Here is a 25,785-nt window from a genome sequence, read left to right as displayed (position 1 = left end):
AATTAAACATAGTTATTTTTGTAAGTTACAGAGATTAATAAACATTACCGAATTCTGAAATGCAAAATTATTTAGGATATGAAAAAAATCAACATAGTAATAGTGAAAATGCTCGTAATGGCATAACTTCAAAAAAATTAATAACTCAAGAAGGTAAAATTGAGATCGATGTACCACGAGATCGTAATAGTAATTTTACTCTTGTAATAGTGCCAAAAAGACAAAGAAGATTTGATGGTTTTGATCAACAAGTTCTTTCACTATATGCAAAAGGTATGACATTATCAGATATTAGAACGCGATTGCGAGAGTTATATCATGGTTCAGATATTAGTGAAAGTGTTATTAGTCAAATTACTGATGATGTTATTGATGATGTCAAAGCATGGCAAAATCGGCCATTAGAAAGTATTTATCCGATTGTTTATTTTGATTGTATAGTAGTTAAAGTACGACAAGATAAACGGATTATTAACAAATCAGTTTATATAGCACTAGGAGTTGATTTAGAAGGTAAAAAAGATGTTTTAGGTTTATGAATTAGTGAAAATGAAGGTTCTAAATTTTGATTATCTAATTTTACAGAAATGAAAAATCGAGGCTTAAATGATATTCTTATTGCTTGTAGTGATAATTTAACAGGCATGTCAGAAGCAATACAATCAGTTTATCCTAAAACCGAACATCAATTATGCATAGTTCATCAAATTAGAAATAGTTTAAAATATGTTTCATACAAACATCGAAAATCTCTAGTTACAGATTTAAAACCAATTTATAGTGCATGTAGTGAAGAACAAGCAATGCAAGCTTTAGAATCTTTTGAAAATAAATGAAATAAACAATATCCTCAAATTACTAAATCTTGATATAAAAATTGAGATAATTTAATGGTTTTTATTAGTTATCCACCAGAAATTAAAAGAGTAATTTATACTACAAATGCTATTGAATCTGTTAATAGTCAATTACGAAAAGTTATTAGAAATAAAAAAGTTTTTCCTAACGATATGGCAGTTTTTAAAATATTTTACTTAGCAATTGAAAATATAACAAAAAAATGAACAATGCCTATTCAAAATTGAAATACAGCAATTGCTCATTTTATGATAAAATTTGAAGACAGAATTAATCTAAACTAGTACCTTGTAAAACAAAGATACACAGATTACATAAAAGCCTCGAATTTATTACTCATTATCATGGCATTTGATTTACCAATATTCAAAATTACCTCAATTTATGAAAATTTAAATACCAACATTATAAAATATCACCTTATGCAAAATCTGAAGCATTATGTTTCGGTTTGTAAAAAAAATAAATCCCAAAATTAAATAAAATCAAATTTTAGGCCAGGTTGATGATTTTTTTTATTTCATCAAGAGTTTTTTTGAAAATTAAAATAATTTTTCCATTGGAAATATCAATAATTATTTGGGATTTGAGAGAATGATGTTTCTTTTTACCTGAAAAAAGTAATTTTAGTTTTTTTTAATTCTTTCAATTGGAGTTTCAGTAGCATCAATAGCTAACAAATTATTATTAGTACCTTTATTTTTTGTTAAATCTTTTTTTCCAGGTAAATTAAAAATTCCGCTTTTTATTAAAATATTTTCAATTCAAAAAATATTACGAATGCAACTAGTATGACTAATATTATATCTTTTTGCAATAACTCTATAACTACTATAGTCTTTTCAATATTCTAAAGTCATTAATAAACACTCTTCAATTACAATTTTATTTTTTCTACCACCATAATATTTTTGTTTAGACTCAGCAATTTTTAAAATTTCAAACATTTTATAAAATGTTTGTGGCTTTATGCCGACTAAACTATAAAATTCTTGATCATCTTTATATTTTTTCAACATAATAACTATCACCTTTAATATTAATAATAATCGTTAAATTGTTAAAATTAAAGGTTTTGCACCAAGTCTATTGTTTAAGCTAGCGCTTTTGCAGCGTTAGTTATGATATTTTGTAATACTTTTTTTCCATAGTTTTGTTCTATTTGTTTGGCTGCGTTGCCGTATGGATGTGAGAAGTATTTTCCTAATGTTTTTGCTGTGTGTCCTATTGCGTTTCCTGTTTGGTGAATGAATGCGCCGGCTCCTTGACCACCAGCGCCAGCATTTCCCGCGGGCGTACTCGCGCCGTCGCCTGCGGCGAGTATGGGATTTATTCCGGCGGCTTTCATGTCGGCCGTGCGTCGCTGTATGGCCGTGTTAGACATACGTTCTTCAAACTCTCTGTTCATTTGATTTTGTACTCGTGCTGAACTGTCACCTGTTCCTGTTATATCTCCGAAAAAGTTTCCTACGTCGTCAAAAAATTGTCCGAATCCCATTTTATTTATCTCCTTTGTTTTTTAAGATATTTTTTATTTTTAGTAGGACTACTAGTATTGCTATTAGTAATCCTACTATTGTTGGTATTGATAGTATTGATAATATTATTATTAATGCCATATTTATCTTCTTTCTAGATTTTGTGTAAACCCGGTATACTATATGTAGGCATTGGTCTTTCAATTTCGTTTTTGAAGAAAAAGTCGCATTGATATTGTGGTTCGGCGTTTTCTCCTGTGGATTTGATTGCTAATGTTCGGTCTATATTGCTTTGGTCTTCTTGAATTCATTCTGAACTTAATTTAGGTAATTATTTATAGACATCTCCATAGTGTCAGATGTCTAGTGGGTCTTTCGCTTTGCTTCTGAATTTTCCACTAACTTTGTTGTGTTTATATCTATATTCTGCTCATGGTTCTTGATATCCAAAAGTTTCTGAATCTTTGTCTGTTCCTTGGGCAAAGATTTCTTTATTTAATATTGATTGTTCTCCAATGTTTGCGAAAATTGGGTCATCGAAGTCTTCTCTGTCTTTTCTACTTCACATTTTTTCTAAACCTTGTTGATATGTATGATTATATCTTATTGTGGCTATTCCAATGATATGACCGTGTTCTGTGAATGGTTTTTTGAATGAACGGTTTTCTAAGCCACTGTGTCCGAATGCTGCTAGATTGGCTTGCGGTGTTGTTGCGTCTGTTGAGTTTGTTTGTGGTACTTGTTGTACTGTTAAAGGTTGATGTATTCCACCTAAGTATTCTGGTCTTTGTTGTCTTGCGTCACTGCTGTTTACTCCAAAGTGTGATTTAAGCATTTCAATGTATCTTGTTCCACCACGTGCGTCTAGTTCTAATAATTGTTGCATTGTTATGGCTTCTCTTAGTTCGTTTATAGTAATTGATGTTGCTTGTCTTAAATCTGCGTATAGGTTGTTTGGTGCAAGTTCTGCTGTACTTATTGTTCCACTTGTTCCGTTTGCTCTTGTTGTTGCAATATTGTTTTTAACGTTAGCTCCTAAATTTATATTTCCGTCTGCTAATGTTGTGTTTGTTGGTTTGAATGTCATTGGTTGTTTATTTTTAATTTCATATGCGTCACCTGTTTGGATAGGTGCAAGTTGTCCTATTGGTATTGTTATTGGTTGTCCTTTTTGTGGTGCTGGTAATGCGCTTGTAAAGTAGTCATGGTATTTACCGGCTTTGGCTGGCATTCCTCCGCATTCTAAGTCTGTTATGTAGTTTTTACCATTTGTTCCTGTTTTAGTTGCATTACCTTTATCTAAGTGTGCTTCTTGTTGTAGATTTTGGTCTCTGTATCATTCGTTATATATTAATGCGTATGCTCTAAATGGTAATGCTGATACTGATAGATTTGATATTCCTGTTGGTATTCCCATATAGTCTGCTATTGTTCCGATTTCTCATCCACCTGTTGGTGCTGTTATTTGTGGTATTGTTGGTTTTGTTTGTACTGCTCACGCTCCTTCTGTATTTTCACCCATGAATTTTTTTCAGTCGTCCATAACTAGATGGTTTGGAATGAAGTAGTATGAGATGTCGATATATGAGTTATCCATTACTGGTTTTATTAAAGTTGTTTGTCTAATAACTGCTTTTGTTGTTAGTTTGAATGTGTCACCAGGTAATACTTCGTCTATAAATATTGGTATTAAATCACTTGCATTCATTGTTGTTTTATGTTCGTGATTTCTGAAAAATTTTGAGTGTTTAGGATGAGAACCTATTGTGTTTTCAAAACTATATACTAATTTATTTTTTCTCATTTTCCGTTTGCTCCTTTTGTGCTTTTTCGTAGATTTGTTTTGTTATTATTTCTTGTTCTTTAATTTTGTTTTTAGTTTCATTTATTTGTTGTTCAAGGTTTTTTATGTGTTCTTCAAAGTCTATTTTGTTTTCAGGTATTGTTGTTGTATCTATGTAATTGTTTTGATTATTTCCTAGTTGTTCTATTTCATCGTTTTGGTATTTTGTTATCATTTCTTTTAAACTTGTTCCTATACCTGTTTCTTGTATTTCGTTATATATATTTCTTTTTCCTATTGCTTTTAGTGTTCATTCTTTTGTGTGTTTGTTTTGTATTCTTTGGTATTCTTCAAATTCTTCTTTACCTGCGTTAGTTTGTGTTCTTTTATTATTATATTGAGTGTGGAATTTCATTATTTTAACTCCTTAATTTTATTTAATTTGTTTTCTAATTTTGATTGTTTTTTATTGATTTTGTTTAGTTTTTTAGTGTTTTTTTCGTCTTTTGATTTTGTGAAATGTTTGTGTAATATTGTGCTTGCAACCGCAGATACGGTGCTTGCGATAGTGATGATGATTTGTAGAATTTCTTTTCATTGCATTTTTATTCTCCTTTTATGAATTTGAATTGTGTGTGACCAATTGTTTCATAGTTGTTACCACAAATTATTAGATATCCTGTTTGTCTATTTTCTAATATATAACTGTAGTGTGTTTTATTTGGTTGGAATTTTGGATATAAATTTAGTGTTAGTAGGTAACAGATTATGTCTTCATTTTTTGTTAGTAGTGATATTGTTTTACATTTGATTGTTATTATTTCTTGTTTTGGATTATTAAATCATTCTATGTTTATATTTATTTTTCGGTAGTCTTGCATTATGCTCTATGACCTCCGCGTTTTAGTGTTGGTCTTGTATTTGCTATTCTTGTTCTTGTTACGGTGTTTTTAAAGTGTCTTCTGTGTTTTCTAGTCATTTTAATGTGTTTGCGTCTCATTGTTTCACCTACTTTCAATGGTAGAAAATAAAAAAGACAAGTGTTGGGAAGCACTTGTCTTTTATTAATCACAATAATTATATATAATGATTAATGCATTATGGTTCGAGTTTTCGACGGCTTCATCCATAATGCGATATTTTATTTTATGATTTTAATCATAGCAGAATTATATTTAGTTTCAAATATTTAGTTTTTGTTTCTCAATGGTTGAGAAATTTTTTTTACGTTTTTATGAAGACGTCTTTGTTTATTTCCCGTGATTTCTGTTAGTAGTGTTTGTTGAGAATTTATTTCATTTTCTATATTTTGTGTAAATATTTCTCTTCTATGTTTTTTTATTTCTTCTAATAGTTCTGGATTGATTTCTTTTAGTTTTCTGTCATAATATTTGGGAGGTTTGAAGTTTCTGTCTTCGGTAGGAATGTAATCGTATTTGTAAATTGTTTCTCAGTTTTCTTCGAAAAATTTTAAACCGATACCTTTTGACATTGTGAGTTTTTCTGGCTCAATGTCATTTTTTTTTGTAATCAATTTTGGTTAATTTTTTTAATAGACTTGGCGCAAAACTAAGGTAATTCAAAATTATATATTCCTGCTATTAAATTAAATCTTAATGCAAATCTTCGTATTTTATTGCGATATTTTAAACTTAAAATTTTAAAACGTTTTAGTTTAGCAAATACGTGTTCAATTTTAATTCTAATTTTACTTAAAGTTTTATTGTATTCTTTTTGAATTGGTGTTAATTGATTGTATTTACTTTTTTTAAATGGCAAAAATGTATTTTTATGAATATTTTGTATACCTTGATAACCTGAATCAACAAAAAATTGTTTTTCTGGATGAATAAAAGTTTTAGATTTTAGAAGCAATTTAAAATCATGAATGCTTCCAAAACGAAAAGCAGTTGAAATAATTTTTCCATTGGAAATATCAATAATTATTTGGGATTTGAGAGAATGATGTTTCTTTTTACCTGAAAAAAGTAATTTTAGTTTTTTTTAATTCTTTCAATTGGAGTTTCAGTAGCATCAATAGCTAACAAATTATTATTAGTACCTTTATTTTTTGTTAAATCTTTTTTTCCAGGTAAATTAAAAATTCCGCTTTTTATTAAAATATTTTCAATTCAAAAAATATTACGAATGCAACTAGTATGACTAATATTATATCTTTTTGCAATAACTCTATAATTACTATAGTCTTTTCAATATTCTAAAGTCATTAATAAACGCTCTTCAATTACAATTTTATTTTTTCTACCACCATAATATTTTTGTTTAGACTCAGCAATTTTTAAAATTTCAAGCATTTTATAAAATGTTTGTGGCTTTATGCCGACTAAACTATAAAATTCTTGATCATCTTTATATTTTTTCAACATAATAACTATCACCTTTAATATTAATAATAATCGTTAAATTGTTAAAATTAAAGGTTTTGCACCAAGTCTATTGATCAATAGCTTTTTTAAAATGAGAAATACCACTTCATATTTTACATTCTGCAATAAAAACATTAGAGTTATCATATCTTAATAATATATCTGTTTTTCCAGAAACATTAAAGGTTTCACCAGTTGCTGTTCCATTAAAATGACTGTTAATAACAAATAATATGTTATTACGAAAGTCTTCTTCTTGATTTTTTTGATAAGAATTTTTTTTTAATTTTCAAAAAAACTCTTGATGAAATAAAAAAAATCATCAACCTGGCCTAAAATTTGATTTTATTTAATTTTGGGATTTATTTTTTTTACAAACTGAAATATAATGCTTCAGATTTTGCATAAGGTGATATTTTATAATGTTGGTATTTAAATTTTCATAAATTGAGGTAATTTTGAATATTGGTAAATCCAATGCCATGATAATGAGTAATAAATTCTTTTAAACTTGATTGTATTTTACTGATATTACTTAAATTTTTATAATTTAATTCTTTATTTTCTTTTGATTTAAATTTCTTGAGAGTACATTTTTTTTGTTTAGCTACTGTATCATATAGTATTTGCATATCACAAACTATAATTGATTTTTCTTCGATAAGCTTAGATGTTGAATTTTCTTGTACTCATTTTTTTGTTAATCTTTTAGTATTTGTTGTTTGAGCATAAATATTTTTATTTTCATCAATTGCCATTTCAATACAACAGTTTAAATCTTTAGCATTTTCTTCAATTCATTTTTTTCTTGGATCATCTGGATTTTTGAAATTTCCTTTATGAATTTCTTTGATAAAAGTTTCATCAATTTCAATTCTACCTTTTAATTTTGTGAATGGTTTTTGTGTTTTTGCTAATTGTGATGATTTCATAAATTTTTGACGATTAAATCATGCTGATGTTTTTGAAATTTTAGCAAATTGAGAAATAGTATAAACAGATTGACCTAACAATGACAATCAAATTATTCAATCTCATTGTTCATGAGATAAATGACTTCAATGTAAAAAATGATTTCTTAAAGCATCAAAGCTACTTTTACAATCTTTGCATAAATATTTTTGCTTATTATTCTTAAAACCATTTTTTACACATCAATAAGATTGACAATTTGGACATTGAATTCCTTTTTCTTTAAATTTTTTATCAATTGCATCTAATTTTTCTTTTTTCTCAATTTGTTTAATTCTATTTTTAAAATGTCTAATAATTTTTATAAATTCTTCATCTTTTTTGTTTTTTAAAACATCAATTAATTCGTTATTAGTCACAAAAAATCACCCCTGATATAAAAATATTACTTTTAATTTTAAATTAAAAGTAATATCAAGATTTTTTGTGAAAATTAAAAGAATTTTTTAGTCTTTCGAACTCTTTTCCACAATCATTTTTTAATTTTCGAAAAAACTCTTGATGAAATAAAAAAAATCATCAACCTGGCCTAAAATTTGATTTTATTTAATTTTGTGATTTATTTTTTTTTACAAACCGAAATATAATGCTTCAGATTTTGCATAAGGTGATATTTTATAATGTTGGTATTTAAATTTTCATAAATTGAGGTAATTTTGAATATTGGTAAATCCAATGCCATGATAATGAGTAATAAATTCTTTTAAACTTGATTGTATTTTACTGATATTACTTAAATTTTTATAATTCTTTAATTGTAAAATTAAAAAGGACACTTATATAAAAATTAAATTGTGTTAGTTCTATAATTAAGAAAAGAAAGGAATTAGCGCAATGTATAAGTATCTGAGTATTGAATCAATAATAGCAATAAAAGAATATAAAAATTATGGATTTTCGATTCGTAAAATAGCAAAAATTGTTGATTATAGTAAATCAACTGTACATAGAGTTTGTAGATTATTAAATAAAAACTTATTGCCATTAGAAATATTGAATCAATTTCAAAAAAATAAACAAAATGCAGGCAGAAAATTAATAATTTTAAATTTAACAGAAATTAATAGTATTAATCATTTGTTAATTACTAAAAAGTATGCTCTTGATATAATTGCTAACTGTTTAAAGGAAAATAAAATAAAAAGTATTTCAACAAAAACTTTATATAACATGTTTAAAACAAATCGAATGGGTTTTGATGAAAATAACTTATTGAGAAAAGGCAAAAATAAATCTCACAAACAAAAAGAAACTAGGGGCAAAATTAATAATTGTAAGTCTATTCATGAAAGAAATTTAATCATTCCTAATATTAAAAATATACAAGAATTTGGTCATTTAGAAGGTGATACTATCATTGGCAAAGATCATAAAAGTTCTATTATTACTTTGGCTGATATATGATCAAAAACCACAATTCCTTTAGTAACTAAAAATCATAAATCAGAAAATATTACGAAAAGTATAATAAAATGTATTTCAAAGTTACAAAAAGGAACAGTTAAAACCATTACTTTTGATCGTGGTAAAGAATTTAGTAAATGAAGATTAATCGAAAAAATTTGTAATGTCCAAATTTATTTTGCAGATCCTGGTAAACCTTGCCAAAGGGGTTTAAATGAAAATAATAATGGTATTTTAAGAAGATATTTACCAAAATCTACAGATCTATCTTCATATAAACAAAAATATTTAAATTTTATAGCATTTCAAATTAATTCTACACCCAGAAAATCGCTCTCTTATAAAAGACCAATAGATTTAATACAATTATTTTAAAAAACTGTCCCATTTATATTTACAACTCAGGATTTAATTCTTTATTTTCTTTTGATTTAAATTTCTTGAGAGTACATTTTGTTTGTTTAGCTACTGTATCATATAGTATTTGCATATCACAAACTATAATTGATTTTTCTTCGATAAGCTTAGATGTTAAATTTTCTTGTACTAATTTTTTTGTTAATTTTTTAGTATTTGTTGTTTGAGCATAAATATTTTTATTTTCATCAATTGCCATTTCAATACAACAGTTTAAATCTTTAGCATTTTCTTCAATTCATTTTTTTCTTGGATCATCTGGATTTTTGAAATTTCCTTTATGAATTTCTTTGATAAAAGTTTCATCAATTTCAATTCTACCTTTTAATTTTGTGAATGGTTTTTGTGTTTTTGCTAATTGTGATGATTTCATAAATTTTTGACGATTAAATCATGCTGATGTTTTTGAAATTTTAGCAAATTGAGAAATAGTATAAGCAGATTGACCTAACAATGACAATTAAATTATTCAATCTCATTGTTCATGAGATAAATGACTTCAATAGACTTGGTGCAAAACTAAGGTAATTCAAAATTATATATTTCTGCTATTAAATTAAATCTTAATGCAAATCTTCGTATTTTATTGCGATATTTTAAACTTAAAATTTTAAAACGTTTTAGTTTAGAAAATACGTGTTCAATTTTAATTATAATTTTACTTAAAGTTTTATTAGACTTGGTGCAAAACCTTTAATTTTAACAATTTAACGATTATTATTAATATTAAAGGTGATAGTTATTATGTTGAAAAAATATAAAGATGATCAAGAATTTTATAGTTTAGTCGGCATAAAGCCACAAACATTTTATAAAATGCTTGAAATTTTAAAAATTGCTGAGTCTAAACAAAAATATTATGGTGGTAGAAAAAATAAAATTGTAATTGAAGAGCGTTTATTAATGACTTTAGAATATTGAAAAGACTATAGTAGTTATAGAGTTATTGCAAAAAGATCTAATATTAGTCATACTAGTTGCATTCGTAATATTTTTTGAATTGAAAATATTTTAATAAAAAGCGGAATTTTTAATTTACCTGGACAAAAAGATTTAACAAAAAATAAAGGTACTAATAATAATTTTTTAGCTATTGATGCTACTGAAACTCCAATTGAAAGAATTAAAAAAAACTAAAATTACTTTTTTCAGGTAAAAAGAAACATCATTCTCTCAAATCCCAAATAATTATTGATATTTCCAATGGAAAAATTATTTCAACTGCTTTTTGTTTTGGAAACATTCATGATTTTAAATTGCTTCTAAAATCTAAAACTTTTATTCATCCAGAAAAACAAGTTTTTGTTGATTCAGGTTATCAAGGTATACAAAATATTCATAAAAATACATTTTTGCCATTTAAAAAAAGTAAATACAATCAATTAACACCAATTCAAAAAGAATACAATAAAACTTTAAGTAAAATTAGAATTAAAATTGAACACGTATTTGCTAAACTAAAACGTTTTAAAATTTTAAGTTTAAAATATCGCAATAAAATAGGAAGATTTGCATTAAGATTTAATTTAATAGCAGGAATATATAGTTTTGAATTACCTTAGTTTTGCACCAAGTCTAATGTAAAAAATGATTTCTTAAAGCATCAAAGCTACTTTTACAATCTTTGCATAAATATTTTTGCTTATTATTCTTAAAACCATTTTTTACACATCAATAAGATTTACAATTTGGACATTGAATTCCTTTTTCTTTAAATTTTTTATCAATTGCATCTAATTTTTCTTTTTTCTCAATTTGTTTAATTCTATTTTTAAAATGTCTAATAATTTTTATAAATTCTTCATCTTTTTTGTTTTTGAAAACATCAATTAATTCATTATTAGTCACAAAAAATCACCCCTGATATAAAAATATTACTTTTAATTTAAAATTAAAAGTAATATCAAGATTTTTTGTGAAAATTAAAAGAATCATTAATAATTTTAAGTATTTCTTCATAAAGACTATTATCTATTATCGGCGTTGATTCATTAATGTTATTTTTAGTTATTACTTTAGGAATTTTTATTCTTTTTCTAGGTTTGGAAATAGGTATTGAAAAAGTCTCGGGCGTATAAAGTTAATGGTTAGATTTAATAAGAACTTAAATGAGAGATAATACTCTCATTTTTAATTGTTGAACAATTATAATTAATTATTTTATTAAACCTATACTTTATTAAAGTAATTAATTATTCCAAATTTAATAAAAATTATAAAAGCTATTGTATAGGAATTTGCAAATAGTAATTTTTGCGATGCTCTTTTAAAACTTGATATTTTTTGGTTCCCTTCCCCTAGAACCCCTACCCTCCAAGGCTTTGCTACTTACAGTAGCATAAGCCTTACGTATAGTAGATAAGTAGTTAGTAGTATATAAGCCTTTTATCACTGTAGGTGATAAGGCTTATACATAGAAAGGATTTGTAATGATTAATGTTAATTTAGATATTAAAAATAAAATTAAAGAAACAACTAAAGGTATGTTATTAGAAATTGGTGAATATGAAACATGATTTCCTATTAAAGATACTATTATTGATGAAAAAAATAAAAAAATAGCATTAAAAATAATTGAAGATTTTTATTATAAATTAGGTAAAAAATCAATAACAAAAGATATTGAAAGTGTTAAAGGTAGTGATATTTTAAAATATATTAAAAATATTCCAAATATTAATACAAATGAAAATGAATTAATATCTTGTGAATTTTATGAACAATATAATGGTTATTATATTTTTAAAAATGATAAAAATCAAGAATGTTTTAAATATAACATTACATGAGAACAAGATATGAAAAGTTTTAAAATCAATAATCCTTATAACGATAATGATTTAGCAATAAATTATATTATTACATCAATGAAAAATATAGAAACTCATAATGAAAAAATATTTTATTTAAATTATTAAAAAGGAATAAATTATGTTACTTAATATTGAAAAAATAGAATTAATAAAAAATTTATGTAATGAAAAATTACTTAAAAATAAAAAATATATTGAAATACAAGAAATATTAAAAATTATAGAAAGGGATTAATAATTATGGAATGTAGAGAATATAGAATTAAAGGTTCATGTGATATTTGTCATAAAAATTCATCATATGGAAATAGAACTTGTAATAAATGTTTTTATAAATTAATAGGTGAAAAAAATGAAATGTAATATACATAATGAAAAATATATATGAATAAGTGAAATAGATAATAGTTATTATTGTAATAAATGTATAGATGAAATGATTGAAGAAGATATGTATTTAACAAGTGATAATTGAGATTACTTAGAAGAACATTATATTAATGAATTACAATTAGAAAATTTTAAAGGAGTGTAATAAATAATGAAAAATAAAAGTTTTCAAGAAATAACAAATAATTTACAACAATTTTTTCAAGATATTGAAAATGGTATATATGGTGAAAGTATTAAAAATGCTTTTAAAAAAGAAAGTAGTGAATAATAATGTCACCTAAAAATATATCTAAAAAAGAATTATTAAATAAAATATTAATAATTAGATTTAGAGAATTAGAATTTCAAAACTTAAAAGATTTTTGTAAAGAAAAAGATATAACTGTATCTGAATTTGTAAGAAATTTAATTAAAAATGCAATTAAAAAAAATAAAAAATAGAAAGAGTGATTATAATGAATAATTTATATAAAAAAATACTTAAATTACAATTAGAAATTGGTAGTACACCTAAAAATGGTTTTAATAAATTTGGAAATTATAAATATTGATTATTAAGTGATATTTTTAATAAATTTAAATTATTATGTAAGGAATTAAATATTGTTATTACACATGAAGATATATTAACAACTGATAGAAAAATAAATTATTTAGATACTAAAGAAGTAGAAATAACTTATTTTAAAAGATATACAATTATAGATTTAGATAATGATAAAGAAGTAAAATATTTTGATATACTTGCTTGTGCTAAAAATACAGATATAGCAAAAGCAAAAGGTAGTGCAGAAACTTATGCTTATAGATATTTTTTAATGAATTTACTTTTATTAAGTGAAGATGAACTTGACCCAGATAATGATAATGTTAATTTAATTACAAATAATAATAAACAACAAAGTTATAGTAATAATATAAAAGTGTCTAATGAAAAATGAGAACCAAGTGAAAAACAATTAGATTATTTTGAAAAATATATGATTACAAATACAGTTTTATTTGATGAATGTATAAGAGAAGATATGGAAAGATTAAATCCAAATAATAATAAAGATTTTTTAATATTAATGGGTGAAAATTATTTAAAAGTATTATTTGATAAATTTAAAGAAATTCGTGAAAGATTTAAAAATTTAAAAAATAATAATAAAAATGAGTATAGAAATTATGAATAATTATTTACTTTCAATTGACCCAAGTATTAAAAATACTGGATTTACATTATGAGAAAATAAAAAACCAATATGAATAAATAGTTATAGTTTTAAAAATTATAATTATGATTGAAAAAAAATACAAAAACAAATAAGTTATTTAATTGATATTAATGAATATGATTTATTAATAGAACGTGGTACTTTTCATTCAAAAAATGGTATTGGTTATGAAACTCAAGAACATTTAAGAGGTTTTATTGCAGGAACATTTAATAAATTATTAACAAAAAATATGCTTATTAGTCCAAGTAAATGAAAAAGTTGATATAAAGAAAATTATAAAAATATCACAATAGATTATAGTAATTGAAAAAAAGAATATTCTTTAATATTAGTTAAAGATTTAATTACTTTTAATAATTGAAATATAACCGTTAATAATCATGATGAAGCAGATAGTTTATTAATTGGTTGATATTATTTAAATAAGGAAAATAAATAATGAAAATAGAATTTGAAATGGATATTTTTACAAAAAATGCAATTATTGAATCATCAGAAAATTTAAAAAAAATAAAACAATTAAATATATCAATTAATTTATGTAATTGTAAAAAGGAAAATAATTAATGCAAAAACAAGAAAAAGTATTACTTAAATGTATTGTTAAAAATTGTAATAGTAAAGTATTAATTACTTTAAAAACTTTAGATTTAGAAGATACTACAATTCAATTTTTTAAAATGTGTAAAAAACATAAATTAGATTTTAATAATAAAATAAAAGAAATTAAAGAATATTATAAAAATAATTAAATTAAATTTTAAAAAAATTATATTTTCACATTTTAAAATTTTTATGTATATAATTAAATTGTTAAAAACTTAATGAAAATATTTTTATTTAAATAGATAAAATAAAAAGAAGAGCCTTTCTAATTCGTTGAAATTAGACTAGTTTTTTCTTTTTTGTTTTTAACACATATTTATTAATGAAAGGAAATATTTATAATGAAATATTTTAATCCAACTTATTGATTTAAATTATGATTATTATCTGCACCACTTTTTAATTCTAAAAGTGAAGGTATATATGCTAAGTCAATTGATAATCAAAATATTAAAGATTGAGCTAGCAAAAATACTAGTAGTTTAGAATCAATAAATCAAGAAATTAGTTATACAAATTCAAGTAATAATTATCAATCATATAGTTTAAATGAAACAAATCAAAATATTGACCCTTTTTATCAATCATATTTAGATTCATTTTCAAATCAAGAATTAGAAACAAGTACACATAAACATAGACATGAAAAAAGTAGAAGAATTAAAAAGCAAGTGACACCACATCCAAGACCAAGTAGAGCAATTTTTCAATTAAGTGAAAGATTAATTATTAGATTAAATAATCCTGAACAATATCGAACAAGTTTTCAAGCTATAATTAATGAATTAGCTCAAAACAATATATTATTAAATATTCCTGCAACTGATAATCAATTATATATTTTAAATCCCGAAACAAATTATGGTTATTTTCGACTTCCAGTCCGAATTATACAAGAACAAAATGGACAAAGCAATCCAATAGAATTAGAATTAGAATTAGTTTTAAGTGCAGATGCTTTATATATTCAAGGTTTTATAATAAATCATCATGATACTGGTTCACATACATCAAATATTGAAACTTATTATTATTTTAATCCTAATTTAGGAACTCCTTCTGGTCGATACAATCCACAATTAACAACGATACCTAATATAAATTCTATAATGTTAAATCATATTGGTAATGCTTATAGACATCTGTTGCCAAGTGAAGATACTAATATTTATTGAACTAATATTTATAATGCTTTTTTAAGATTAACGATTGATATAAATGTTGATACAGAACGTCCTTTAGGAAGTTTAGCGTTATCATTAGGTAGAGTTATTTTAATGACAGCTGAAGCATTAAGATTTAGAGAGTGAGAAAATATCATAAATAGGGAATTAATTATTAATAGAAATTATTTTTCAATTGGATTAAATAGCAACAATAATTATCAATTATTAATAAGATGAGGTCAATATTCTCAAACACACCTAGCATTGTTCCTTAATAGAGTCTATAATGAATATGGTGAAACTGACTTATATATACAAATCAGAAATCAAATTAATCAAAGATTAAACAGAATTAGAAATTTTTCTGAAAGAAATTTTATGACTGAAGTATTAAACCATTTAGAAAATACATCAATAGATACTGTTACAAGACTTTTATTGCAAACTGGAATTAGGATTTTTTTATTGATTTCTCCTCTATTATATAAAATAGATAGAGATTGTACTAGAGGAAAAAGAGATATAACAAATAAATATTGACATGAAAAGTTTTGTGATTTAAAACCAGAAATTGATAAAATTCAAGGAAAAATAACAACAATAAAAGTTTTAGAAAATGATAGTACTGTAAATCCATATGTTAAAAAAGGTTATATATTTTTAGGAACAACTAAAGGTCTTTATACAATTCATCAAAACGGTAATGTTAATAACATAATATCAAATATCAATATAAAAAATATTATCTTTGATGAAAAATTTAACAATGCTTATGTCACTAATCAAGAAGATGAAATTTATCACTTAAATTTATATGATTGAGGTTCAGAAAAAACAAATACTGATAATATTAGTGAAGAACAATTCAAAAATATAGTTGAAAAAATAGATAATGAAAAAAATAATGATGTAATAACCGCTATAAAAGTTTTAGATGAAAATACACAAGGTGGTAATTTAAAAGCAGGAACTATTTATGTTGGAACTGAAAATGGTGTATATTTAATTTATCCTGGAGGTCAAGTACATAAATTTGAAGGTTTAAATTTTCCAATAAAAAGTATTACTTTAGATGGAAATGGTAGTGCTTATGTAATTAATGATAAATGTGAATTTTATCATTTAAATTTAGTTGGTTGAGGTTCTGAAAAAACAGGCATGGAAAGTTGTGATTTAAATAAAGAATTAATATTATATTATAATGAAAAAAAAGAAGCACAATCTGTATACTTGGATTGATGAAATCATGGACCAGGTAATTATATTAAAATTATAAAAACATTTAACTTGAACAAAATTATTCCTATTGAAAACTTTAAAAAATTTGAATTTTTAGGTAAAGATTCTGATTTTTCATCAAGACTAACATGAGGTTCTGAAACAAAATATATAAATAAAGCAAATAAATTGAATGGAAAAAAAATTACTGATTTAATTATAAATGAAAAAATTACTGATTCTAATTCAGTTGATCAAAGTAAATTTAAAATGAGACTTGAAGATTATGGAAAATGAGAATGAGGTTGTTGTTCTGGAATGGAATATGGTCAAATTTTAGGCTTAACATTTTATTGAGAAAATAATAATTATTTTTTACAATTAATATCTAGACAATGGGCATATTCGTGAGGTTCTTCTTGAGGAGGATATTTATTTACTAATATTGGTAATGGTATTAGATTGTATAATGATGATTATGATACATTTGAAACTCAAATTCCAAATCCAAATGATAGAAAAAGAAGAGAAATTTATGAAGAAAAAAATGAAAATAAATGAACTGATGATTATACAAAATCTATTAATCATGAACAAAATTTAGCAATTGATAATAAACCTAATTTCTCTAAAAGTAATATAACAAGTATATAATTAAAATTTAAAAATATAAATAAAAAAAGTTACCTTAATTGGTAACTTTTTAATTAGGTGCCAACCTAATTATATAAAAATTAATATAAGTTTGAGAACTTTTTTATTTCATATACTTACTTATGTAAGTCTTTTTATTATACATTATTTTAAGATTTTGATGGAATGTTATTTGGATTAGACTTTACCAGAAAAATCATTAAGATAATAAAAATTAACATAAGGTGCATATTTAACAATAGTAATATTACCATTTGAAACAATAGTATTATTTAATTTATCTTTTATTTCACTTTTGGTATTATTCATATTTAATCCATATACATTTAAAAATTTACTAAACATTGTTCCGCTAATTTCAATTTTTATATATCCTTCTTTATTATAAAAATCATTAAGAGAGCCGGCATTATCTAATACATCACTTTTATAAAGTTTTAAATCCATTACTGGAATTGACATATTAATAATGATAACATTAAATTTACTAATTTTATCAAATTTTGCTGGAAAATTTTGTGGAAGACCTTGTTCAATGCCACAAGCAGTAGTGACTGTCACTGATATTGTTGTTAATTTAATAATACTTAATAACTTTAAAATACGTTTCATATGAAAATACCCCTTTTATTATAATTAATATAACCTAATTTATCTAATCTATCATAAGAAATTATAACAAAAAAATAATTTTTATCTTGCATTTAACACAATTTTATTAATTATTAAAGAATTGTTATTTCCATTTTTTATATTACCAATTCTATTATCAATTTCATTTGGTGTACAATCTAACTCAAAATAAGAAGTTGAAGTACCAATATTTCATATTAAACTATTTGATGAATTATCAAAATTTATACCACATAAAGGAATATAATCTAATACATTATTATAATTTGTTCCTTGACCATTAAACTGTATTTTAAATTTTGCTTTTTGAAATACATAAGTTCATTGTGATTGTGAATAAGCATAAGCAATATAACCACGGCCACGTGGACTTTCTCAACTATTATGAATAAAATCATTTTTCATTATTCTTGAAAAATGATTATTAAATAATAAATCATTTAATAAAATTGTTTTAGTAGTTGTTACATTATCTGGATTTTGAAATGAAGCATTGTAATTAAAACCTTGTATAGGAAAATTAGTAGTTAAATCAGCATTTATATAATATTCAATAGTTATTGATTTATAATATCTTTTTAAATCATTAAAAGTATTGATTAATAATGTAGGGTCTAATAATGATTTTAAATCAATAGAATAAACTTTTAAATCATTTTCATTTATATCACCAATTTCAGTACTACCATATCAATTAGAATAATTATTTGTAATTTTAGAACTAATTAAATTTACATTTTGATTAATATATTTTGCAGATACTTCTTTTGAACTTAAAATTGTTATATTTTTTGCTATATTTTGTGGACTTGGTGGTAATATTTTTGCAGGATAACTAAATGTAGTTTCTTCACTTTCTTCATATTCATCATGATTTAATTTATATAAAGTAGTTCAATTAAAAGCATTACCAGTTAAATAACCCATATTATTATATCTAAACTGAGCAACTGATATTTCATTATAATCACCTTGATAAGTAAAAGGATTATCACTATAAAATGTATGTCTTTCTTCTCCTTGATGTAATGATTGAGTTACAATTGTATCAATAATATAAGCATAATTTAAACCATCAATAACTCCATTACTTGTTGGATTTCATTGACAATCTTTATCTTCATTTGTAAATGGTGAAGCAATATCTAAAAATTCAGTATCTTCTGCTAAAATATAAGCTTTATTATTTTTCTTTTGTGATAAATCAACTGTACTTATTTGTTCTTTTGTAGTTAATTTTTGACCAGTAGTAGGGTCTCATGGATAAACACTTATTCTATCACTTAATTTCATTGTCATAGCAGTTGTTGAAACATTTGCACCTAATAATTTACCAATAGTAAAATCATTATCATTTGTAAAAGCATTTAAAGGAATTAAGCCACCATTACCAATAATACTTTCTAAATTACTTGTAAAAAATGCACTCATAAAACCATTAAAATATAACATTTTTTTATATTGTTGAACATTTTGCGTAATAACTCAACTACTTCAAATACCTAATGTTAAAGCATTTAATAATTTACCTATTAAAGGAATATCACTTAAAGCAAATGGTAATCATTGATTTGAATCATAAGGCATTTGTATTAAAGGACTAAATACAACTGAATTAAAATTTAATATAGCAGACATATATTTTTGTGATATTTTACTATAATCTACAGTTGGACTTCCTATAATTAAATGAGTATCTGGGTCTTTATATTTAAAATTACTACTCATATCAACATTATAATTACCAGAAATATTATTTATATTTCATTCACTATCTCAAAAGAATTTTGCTTCTCCTACTGATGTACCATTACTTTTAGTTGCTTTATCTTTATCAAAAGAAAGCATACCTTTAAAATCTTTTGTTACAAATAAATTATCTTGAAAATTTAATGAAGTTTTTAATCATTCTGTAAAATTTTTAAAATTAGTAAATCCAGTTGGTTTAGCATCCATAATATTATAAAATGTAGTTTCTGGATGACTACTTGTTGTTATTTTATCATTTATTCCAGCAAGTAAACCACCATTATTTTTAATATCGGTTGTAGATTTTTCATTATTACCAGCAATAAATAATCTTCTTGAAGCAAATACTTTACTTTCAAATATTTCTTCATTATTTTGTTGTATTGGTTCTTGACCTTGAATTATTGGTCTTCCATAATAATAACAACTTGTTAATAATTCTAATCCATAACTTTGTCTATGACTATATCTTACTCCTATATCACGCATTAAAGTACGATTTAATGTTACTTTTCCTTCTTGAATAGTAGGAAAAGCATAACCACTACCTGGGCTTGCATATTGTACAAAATCAAGTGTATTTTGACCACTACTAATTACTCTATCATTTAAACTACTAAAAGTTAATACTTGCATACTAAATGCACCATTATAAGGACTATAATAATTTGTTACATTTGAAATATATAATAATTGTCTATCTTGATTTTTACCACTATTACCACCAATATTTTCATTTTCATCATTAAATATTACAAAAAATTGTAAATAATCATCAATTGTAATATGTTCTTCAAACATTACTAAAGTATATTGTCTTTTAGTTTGTACTGTTTTAAATATTTGATTATTTGGTAAATTACTAAAATCAACTCCACTTGTATCATCAATTAAATAAGCATTTCAATAATCACCAATTTTATATTCTTTTGTATAAAATTCATCTTGACCTGTAATTTTATGAGTTACTGGGTCAATTTTACCTTTATTTTTTTGATATATTTTTGTACTATTTTTTCAAATACAAACAACTGGAGTATTACCAGTTAATATTAATTCATATTGACCAAAATCACTTATTTTACTATTAATTGGTTTATAACCAGTTTCAGTTAAAGGTATTGCACCATTATTTATAATAAATGGAAATATTTTTCAATGTGATTGTTTTTTAATCATTATTTGTTGGATTTTTAATCTCATGTGTGCGTGTTTCATTAATTGAATTTGTTGATGTTTGCTCATTATCATTACCTCCTAAATCTTTATTTAATTTTTGATTTTCATTAATAATATTTTCTAATTTATTTTCAGCCATAAGTTGGTCAATATTATCATATTCACCAATTGCTTCAATTATTGTCATTGTGCCATTATTTAATCTTGAATTAATAATTTGGTCTTGTATTATTTGGTCAGTCATAGCAATTGGTATAAATTTAAAACTATAAGGTCTTTCTCCATTTCCATTTCATAAATTTTCACTAATAAGTAATAAATCAAATATACGATAAAAATAAGCACTATAAAATGCTATTTTTATTTCTGTTGTTTCCATATCATATTTATTATTAAACATACTTTGTGTTTTATTAGTATAAACATCATTACCATGTTCATCATAATCATAACCAGCACCATTAAATATTACTTTAGCAGTACCATTATAATCTAATCAATATTCATTAAATTTTGGATTACCTTGAATAATTTGCATACCACCATTACCATTTTTATCATATCCAGCACTACCAACATTAACAAACATATCTTTTTTAGGATTTTCAATAATATTACCATTTTCTTGCATTTCTTTAACTGTTTCATTATCTAAAGCAGCAAATAAAGTAGTAACATTTAATTCTCTTTCTAATCTTTTTTGTCTAATTACACGATTTAAATCTCAAATTAAATCTCATACTGGTGTACAATCTGGATAAGCATTTAAAGTAGTTGCATTACCATATAAATTTATAATTGGTAAATTAGTTATTTCAAAAATAGGTATATAATTAAATGGATTTTTAATTTCATAAATTTTTAAAGGAGTAATATTTGGTTTTAATTTAGTACGTGTAGAACCTAAAATAATATCTTTATTATTATCTTTATAAGTTTCATATTTAACTTTTCCATTTTGTATTGTTACTCATGTTAAAGTTGCACTATCTGCTTGTTCATTAATAAAATAAAATTCTGCTGATTGCTCTTGTTCATTATATTTAGCAACTCTACCACAAAAACTATTAGGTAATATTTTAAGTGATTTACTATTATCTTCATTAATTATAATCATAATAAATACTTTACCCATTAAACTATTTTGTAAACCAAATTTATAAAATTTTTCTAATCATTTATCTTTTAAATTCATTTCATTTAAATAATCTAATATTTCTTTTTTACTTGAATTAAATAAAAATCCTTTACCTAATCATAATTTAGTTGATTTTTGAGCAATAATCATAGGTATATCAATATATCAATTTGATTTATCACAACTTAAATATTCCATTGTATTTATCATAATTCATCACCATTAAATTTATTTTTATTAATTAATAATTTATTATTAATACCATTAATTAATCATTTCATTTCATGCATTAAAGCATACATATCACTATCTCAAGTATCATCATGTAAATCTAACATTTTAGGAGTATTATTATTACTATCTAATTTCTTTTTATCTAATCATTGCATTAAACTATATTGTCTTTTACTTTCAATACATCTTTCTCAATTAAAACTAATAATATTTTTAAGCATACAAATTGTTGTAAAATCAATTCTATCATTTAAATATAAAATTGATTTATCTACTGCTATAAATTTTAATCATGTTATATTACGTTTTTTAACTCAACTTTTTAAAACATCAATAAATACTAATCCACCATTACCATAATCAACATAACAAATAAAACCAAATAACATTGCTATATAACGTTTACTTTCATTAATATAATAATTAATAATATCATTTGCTAAAGTATCAGTATCCTTATATTGCATAGTAACATTACTATGATAAAATTCACTTTCTTTATGCGCTCTTCTACATTTATCATTTTCACCAATAAATCATAATGAAGCAGCAGTTGGATGACCACTACTACTTGTTGCCATACCAATATCTAAACCACCACTTAATCTTTGTACTTGAAAATCTAATTTAGTACCTACTTTATCAAGATATCTAGCAAATATAGCACCAGTAAGAATACTAGGAACACCATAATATCAACTTTGTGCTTTAATAGGGTCTAATACTTTTAATTCTTCTAAATCATTAATCATATCTAATGTCAAATTATGAGCATTTACTTTTCAATTTGAATAATGAAATAATTTAAAAATATTATTATCAAATACTGATTTAATTTGTTCATTATTAGATTTCATAATATCTAAATTAAAAGGTACAATTTTATTCATATATTCAATAAAATATTGATAAATATTATCTGGATTACAACTTTTTATTTTAATTCTTTTTTTAGCATTACCTAATGCAAATGTAATCGCTTGAAATTCTTGTTGACTAAATTCATTTGCTTCTTCACATCATTCAATTGCTAAATCAAAACCTTTTATTTCACTACGAGAAAGCCCTTTAAGTGGTATTCTATCATTTGAATTACTATATACACCCATAACTCTAATAAATGATTTACTACCTTTAAAACGAAAATCTGCTTGTTTATTTGGATATTTTAAAGTAAAATCTTTATAATCATTAAAATGAATTGTTATTAAAGCATTATATATTTCTTTAACTAAATCATTAATATCTTTATTTAATTTTCTAAAACAATATATAGCAATTGATTTATTCATTTTAATTGAAATAGCAATTAATATTGCTAATTCTTCTGCAATACTATATGTTTTACTTGAATATCTACTACCACTTAAATTATATTCACTATGAGTAAAATCACTTTTATTTAATAATCAATAACTAATTTCATGTAAATAAGTAAATTCTTTATTCATAATATTATTCCTGTAATTCTTCTAATTTTCATGGATTACCTTTTAAATTACCTTTTCCACTATAAATAGTAATCAATTTTGCATGTTGAACTGACAAAATTAATATATTAACACTATCATTATAAGTTTGTATTTGTACACCAGCAATTTTTTTATCAGTTATAATAAATTCTTGAATCGTATAAACTGGATTATATATACTTCAAGAATAATAAACTCTATAATGTTTATTCCCTTGAAAATCATAAGTAATTTGTCAATTATCTCATTTATTTTTCTCTCTTGTTCCTACTTCTTTTCAATTTGAACCACTTGGCGGAATTGGAGTTGGTTGTGGTTGTTTTTTATTTAATTCATTAATAGCACCAACAACTGTTTTATTAGTAGTTTCTAATGTAGGAACATCAGAAGCAATAACATATGTTTGAAAGGCAATTGGAAATTGTGATTTTACATCTTCTAATTTTTTATCTAAAGTTCGCAAATTAATAGCATCTTGTGGTTGTGTAGGGTCTGCTATATAAACAATTCTAGTATTATTTGAAGTAATAATTCTTTTTTCTTTAGGTTGAATAATATTAGGTGAATTAGGGTCTATCATTCATAATGATTCACAACTACCACCAGTAGCACTAATAGTATTAGTTTTTTCATCAATCTTAATATTTTCACCAGCAGTTAATTTATCTTGTTTTAATAACAATTTATTATCAGTTTCTTCTTTTTTATAATAATCAGTTAAATTAGGTATTTTATCATCAACATATTGTTTTGTAGTTGCATCGCTTGGTGATGTAGGAGTTCCAAGACTAGTAATTTGCTTATTAGACATACTTAAATAGCCACCACCATCATATTTACCGCTTGCACCAACACTACTTTTTCAAATAAAAACTGTTTCACTTTTATTTTGTTTTTTATCTATTTCATTTTGTATTTTATTACTAATATCAGCATTTACAGTATGATTAGATTCATAATATTTAATATCTATAGTTTCTTTAGGACTTTTAAATTTTGGTATAGTAGTACTTGTATTAATACCACTAGTATCAATATTAACTATTGGTCTTAACATATTTTCTGGATGTGATATAGTAATTTTAGTTCTAGAATCTAATGATTTTATATTATTATAAGGTATGTATGCATTTAATGGACTATCTTCACCACAATTTGAAATAAATTTATTAAATCAATTATTTTTTTGTGGTTCCATACCTTTTAAATTAAAACCTTTAATATTTGGATATTCTTTAATTTTTCTTAAACAATTAAATACTTCTGGTGGTATAAAATAAGGGTCATCTGGATTAGTTTCACTATAAGTTAATCCACCTTGACTAATTGAACCTTGACCACGTAAATAATCTACATCTTTAGTTAATAAAAATCTAACATAATGAGTAGTTGCTGTTTGAATATTATCTGTAAAATCAGTTGGTGTTATTTCTGGTCATTTTTTTGAAATAGTAAAACCACTTAAATAATCAATATTACTACTTGCTACAGATATTGCAAATCAAATTTCATTATCTGGAGTAGTAACTTTATCAAATAATAAATCATTAAAATATTTAGAATTTTTAAATTCTTCAACTGTTATAAATAAAATTGGGTCTTTAATAGCCATAATAATTTACTCCTTAATGTAAAATAAAGGGTATTTAAACCCTTTAAATTCCAACTTTAGTTGCTTTTTTCTTATCTTTTTCTGATAATTCTTTACGTTTTGCTCTTTGACTTATAATAGTATTTTTAAATACTTCATCTTTTTCATTATCATTATTAAAACTATCAAGTAATTTTGCAACTGATGTAGTTTCTAATTGTAATTGAGAATTTATTTGTTTAATATTTTCAATAATAAATTGAATTTCTTTATCTCTTTTTAATTCTTTTGATATTTTATTTTGTTTTGATTTTTTAATAAATTTATATAAGAAAAGTCAAACAATAGTAACTATAACTCCACTAGTTATTGCTCCACTTAATACTGCTACTATTAATTCTTTTGATAAATTCATTT

30 protein-coding genes and 2 pseudogenes are annotated in these 25,785 nt (G+C 23.5%); 14 read left to right on the top strand and 18 right to left on the bottom strand.

Annotated elements, in window-relative coordinates; genetic code table 4:
* Positions 1 to 53 precede the first annotated feature (53 nt).
* Positions 54 to 1,142: pseudogene (locus tag AAHM78_RS12920) on the top strand (IS256 family transposase); the annotation flags it as partial.
* Between the two features lie 342 nt (positions 1,143 to 1,484).
* Here AAHM78_RS12920 and AAHM78_RS12915 read toward each other — a convergent pair.
* From AAHM78_RS12915 to AAHM78_RS12880, 8 genes and pseudogenes are all read right to left on the bottom strand, one after another.
* The gene (locus tag AAHM78_RS12915) at positions 1,485 to 1,877 is read right to left on the bottom strand and encodes a transposase family protein (protein WP_342253449.1); all 393 of its coding nucleotides are present in this window, start codon (positions 1,875 to 1,877) and stop codon (positions 1,485 to 1,487) included.
* A 74-nt stretch (positions 1,878 to 1,951) separates the two neighbouring features.
* Complete coding sequence (locus AAHM78_RS12910) at positions 1,952 to 2,356, bottom strand: hypothetical protein (RefSeq protein WP_342253448.1); 405 nt, start codon at positions 2,354 to 2,356, stop codon at positions 1,952 to 1,954.
* A gap of 134 nt (positions 2,357 to 2,490) precedes the next feature.
* Positions 2,491 to 4,140, bottom strand: a pseudogene (locus AAHM78_RS12905) (major capsid protein).
* Positions 4,127 to 4,534: a hypothetical protein gene (locus AAHM78_RS12900; protein ID WP_342253447.1), complete on the bottom strand. Its 408-nt coding sequence runs from the start codon at positions 4,532 to 4,534 to the stop codon at positions 4,127 to 4,129. Before AAHM78_RS12900 ends, AAHM78_RS12905 begins: the two are co-directional and overlap by 14 nt.
* Positions 4,534 to 4,722, bottom strand: coding sequence for a hypothetical protein (locus AAHM78_RS12895; protein WP_342253446.1), 189 nt, complete (start codon positions 4,720 to 4,722; stop codon positions 4,534 to 4,536). The genes AAHM78_RS12900 and AAHM78_RS12895 overlap by 1 nt, the downstream gene beginning before the upstream one ends.
* A gap of 586 nt (positions 4,723 to 5,308) precedes the next feature.
* The gene (locus AAHM78_RS12890; protein ID WP_342253445.1) at positions 5,309 to 5,653 is read right to left on the bottom strand and encodes a hypothetical protein; all 345 of its coding nucleotides are present in this window, start codon (positions 5,651 to 5,653) and stop codon (positions 5,309 to 5,311) included.
* A gap of 35 nt (positions 5,654 to 5,688) precedes the next feature.
* Positions 5,689 to 6,054 (bottom strand): transposase family protein, encoded by a 366-nt coding sequence (locus AAHM78_RS12885; RefSeq protein ID WP_342255185.1) that lies wholly within the window; start codon positions 6,052 to 6,054, stop codon positions 5,689 to 5,691.
* Positions 6,055 to 6,113: 59 nt separating this feature from the next.
* A complete protein-coding gene (locus AAHM78_RS12880) occupies positions 6,114 to 6,506 on the bottom strand; it encodes a transposase family protein (RefSeq protein WP_342253444.1) in 393 nt (130 codons plus the stop codon).
* A gap of 56 nt (positions 6,507 to 6,562) precedes the next feature.
* On the opposite strand from AAHM78_RS12880, the gene AAHM78_RS12875 reads away from it, so the two are divergent.
* Positions 6,563 to 6,778: a hypothetical protein gene (locus AAHM78_RS12875; protein ID WP_342252882.1), complete on the top strand. Its 216-nt coding sequence runs from the start codon at positions 6,563 to 6,565 to the stop codon at positions 6,776 to 6,778.
* A 99-nt stretch (positions 6,779 to 6,877) separates the two neighbouring features.
* Here AAHM78_RS12875 and AAHM78_RS12870 read toward each other — a convergent pair whose 3' ends face one another.
* Both AAHM78_RS12870 and AAHM78_RS12865 read right to left on the bottom strand, forming a co-directional pair.
* Positions 6,878 to 7,837 carry an IS1/IS1595 family N-terminal zinc-binding domain-containing protein gene (locus tag AAHM78_RS12870; RefSeq protein ID WP_342253443.1) on the bottom strand — a complete coding sequence of 320 codons (960 nt, stop codon included), beginning with the start codon at positions 7,835 to 7,837 and terminating at the stop codon, positions 6,878 to 6,880.
* 210 nt (positions 7,838 to 8,047) lie between these two features.
* Positions 8,048 to 8,254, bottom strand: a complete 207-nt coding sequence (locus AAHM78_RS12865; protein ID WP_342253442.1) for a hypothetical protein — start codon at positions 8,252 to 8,254, stop codon at positions 8,048 to 8,050.
* A 58-nt stretch (positions 8,255 to 8,312) separates the two neighbouring features.
* Between AAHM78_RS12865 and AAHM78_RS12860 the strand changes: the two genes are divergently transcribed.
* On the top strand, positions 8,313 to 9,257 hold the full coding sequence (locus AAHM78_RS12860) for an IS30 family transposase (protein WP_342253441.1): 945 nt from the start codon (positions 8,313 to 8,315) through the stop codon (positions 9,255 to 9,257).
* Between the two features lie 19 nt (positions 9,258 to 9,276).
* Here the strand turns inward: AAHM78_RS12860 and AAHM78_RS12855 are convergent, their stop codons facing one another.
* Positions 9,277 to 9,753, bottom strand: coding sequence for a hypothetical protein (locus tag AAHM78_RS12855; protein ID WP_342253440.1), 477 nt, complete (start codon positions 9,751 to 9,753; stop codon positions 9,277 to 9,279).
* Positions 9,754 to 10,043: 290 nt separating this feature from the next.
* Here AAHM78_RS12855 and AAHM78_RS12845 point away from each other — a divergent pair, with 290 nt between their 5' ends.
* A complete protein-coding gene (locus AAHM78_RS12845; RefSeq protein WP_342253439.1) occupies positions 10,044 to 10,436 on the top strand; it encodes a transposase family protein in 393 nt (130 codons plus the stop codon).
* Positions 10,437 to 10,486: 50 nt separating this feature from the next.
* Entirely contained in the window at positions 10,487 to 10,861 is a 375-nt protein-coding gene (locus tag AAHM78_RS12840) for a transposase family protein (RefSeq protein ID WP_342255184.1), read from the top strand.
* Positions 10,862 to 10,874: 13 nt separating this feature from the next.
* On the opposite strand, the gene AAHM78_RS12835 is transcribed toward AAHM78_RS12840, so the two are convergent.
* On the bottom strand, positions 10,875 to 11,147 hold the full coding sequence (locus AAHM78_RS12835; RefSeq protein ID WP_342253438.1) for an IS1/IS1595 family N-terminal zinc-binding domain-containing protein: 273 nt from the start codon (positions 11,145 to 11,147) through the stop codon (positions 10,875 to 10,877).
* Positions 11,148 to 11,728: 581 nt separating this feature from the next.
* Between AAHM78_RS12835 and AAHM78_RS12830 the strand changes: the two genes are divergently transcribed.
* The 9 genes from AAHM78_RS12830 to AAHM78_RS12790 all read left to right on the top strand — a co-directional run bounded on the left by AAHM78_RS12830 (position 11,729) and on the right by AAHM78_RS12790 (position 17,372).
* Entirely contained in the window at positions 11,729 to 12,217 is a 489-nt protein-coding gene (locus AAHM78_RS12830) for a hypothetical protein (RefSeq protein WP_342253437.1), read from the top strand.
* 135 nt (positions 12,218 to 12,352) lie between these two features.
* Positions 12,353 to 12,475: a hypothetical protein gene (locus AAHM78_RS12825; protein ID WP_255495881.1), complete on the top strand. Its 123-nt coding sequence runs from the start codon at positions 12,353 to 12,355 to the stop codon at positions 12,473 to 12,475.
* Positions 12,465 to 12,647: a hypothetical protein gene (locus AAHM78_RS12820; protein WP_342253436.1), complete on the top strand. Its 183-nt coding sequence runs from the start codon at positions 12,465 to 12,467 to the stop codon at positions 12,645 to 12,647. The genes AAHM78_RS12825 and AAHM78_RS12820 overlap by 11 nt, the downstream gene beginning before the upstream one ends.
* A gap of 128 nt (positions 12,648 to 12,775) precedes the next feature.
* The gene (locus tag AAHM78_RS12815; RefSeq protein ID WP_338977476.1) at positions 12,776 to 12,946 is read left to right on the top strand and encodes a hypothetical protein; all 171 of its coding nucleotides are present in this window, start codon (positions 12,776 to 12,778) and stop codon (positions 12,944 to 12,946) included.
* 14 nt (positions 12,947 to 12,960) lie between these two features.
* A complete protein-coding gene (locus AAHM78_RS12810; RefSeq protein WP_342253435.1) occupies positions 12,961 to 13,683 on the top strand; it encodes an ERF family protein in 723 nt (240 codons plus the stop codon).
* The gene (locus AAHM78_RS12805; protein WP_342253434.1) at positions 13,676 to 14,167 is read left to right on the top strand and encodes a hypothetical protein; all 492 of its coding nucleotides are present in this window, start codon (positions 13,676 to 13,678) and stop codon (positions 14,165 to 14,167) included. Before AAHM78_RS12810 ends, AAHM78_RS12805 begins: the two co-directional genes overlap by 8 nt.
* Positions 14,167 to 14,295, top strand: a complete 129-nt coding sequence (locus tag AAHM78_RS12800; protein WP_342253433.1) for a hypothetical protein — start codon at positions 14,167 to 14,169, stop codon at positions 14,293 to 14,295. Before AAHM78_RS12805 ends, AAHM78_RS12800 begins: the two co-directional genes overlap by 1 nt.
* Entirely contained in the window at positions 14,295 to 14,480 is a 186-nt protein-coding gene (locus AAHM78_RS12795; protein ID WP_342253432.1) for a hypothetical protein, read from the top strand. The genes AAHM78_RS12800 and AAHM78_RS12795 overlap by 1 nt, the downstream gene beginning before the upstream one ends.
* A gap of 195 nt (positions 14,481 to 14,675) precedes the next feature.
* On the top strand, positions 14,676 to 17,372 hold the full coding sequence (locus AAHM78_RS12790; RefSeq protein WP_342253431.1) for a hypothetical protein: 2,697 nt from the start codon (positions 14,676 to 14,678) through the stop codon (positions 17,370 to 17,372).
* A gap of 177 nt (positions 17,373 to 17,549) precedes the next feature.
* Here the strand turns inward: AAHM78_RS12790 and AAHM78_RS12785 are convergent, their stop codons facing one another.
* The 6 genes from AAHM78_RS12785 to AAHM78_RS12760 form a co-directional block, all read right to left on the bottom strand.
* A complete protein-coding gene (locus tag AAHM78_RS12785; protein WP_342253430.1) occupies positions 17,550 to 17,984 on the bottom strand; it encodes a hypothetical protein in 435 nt (144 codons plus the stop codon).
* Positions 17,985 to 18,065: 81 nt separating this feature from the next.
* Positions 18,066 to 20,999 carry a hypothetical protein gene (locus AAHM78_RS12780; RefSeq protein ID WP_342253429.1) on the bottom strand — a complete coding sequence of 978 codons (2,934 nt, stop codon included), beginning with the start codon at positions 20,997 to 20,999 and terminating at the stop codon, positions 18,066 to 18,068.
* The gene (locus AAHM78_RS12775) at positions 20,926 to 22,281 is read right to left on the bottom strand and encodes a hypothetical protein (RefSeq protein ID WP_342253428.1); all 1,356 of its coding nucleotides are present in this window, start codon (positions 22,279 to 22,281) and stop codon (positions 20,926 to 20,928) included. Before AAHM78_RS12775 ends, AAHM78_RS12780 begins: the two co-directional genes overlap by 74 nt.
* Positions 22,275 to 23,756 carry a hypothetical protein gene (locus AAHM78_RS12770; RefSeq protein ID WP_342253427.1) on the bottom strand — a complete coding sequence of 494 codons (1,482 nt, stop codon included), beginning with the start codon at positions 23,754 to 23,756 and terminating at the stop codon, positions 22,275 to 22,277. Before AAHM78_RS12770 ends, AAHM78_RS12775 begins: the two co-directional genes overlap by 7 nt.
* 4 nt (positions 23,757 to 23,760) lie before the next feature.
* A complete protein-coding gene (locus AAHM78_RS12765) occupies positions 23,761 to 25,389 on the bottom strand; it encodes a hypothetical protein (protein WP_342253426.1) in 1,629 nt (542 codons plus the stop codon).
* 43 nt (positions 25,390 to 25,432) lie between these two features.
* Positions 25,433 to 25,783, bottom strand: coding sequence for a hypothetical protein (locus AAHM78_RS12760; RefSeq protein ID WP_342253425.1), 351 nt, complete (start codon positions 25,781 to 25,783; stop codon positions 25,433 to 25,435).
* Positions 25,784 to 25,785: the final 2 nt, after the last annotated feature.

Origin of the sequence: Spiroplasma endosymbiont of Zeiraphera isertana, from assembly GCF_964030805.1 — a bacterium.
Taxonomy (GTDB): domain Bacteria; phylum Bacillota_I; class Bacilli_A; order Mycoplasmatales; family VBWQ01; genus Spiroplasma_E.
This window is presented reverse-complemented; position numbering and strand designations above follow the sequence as displayed.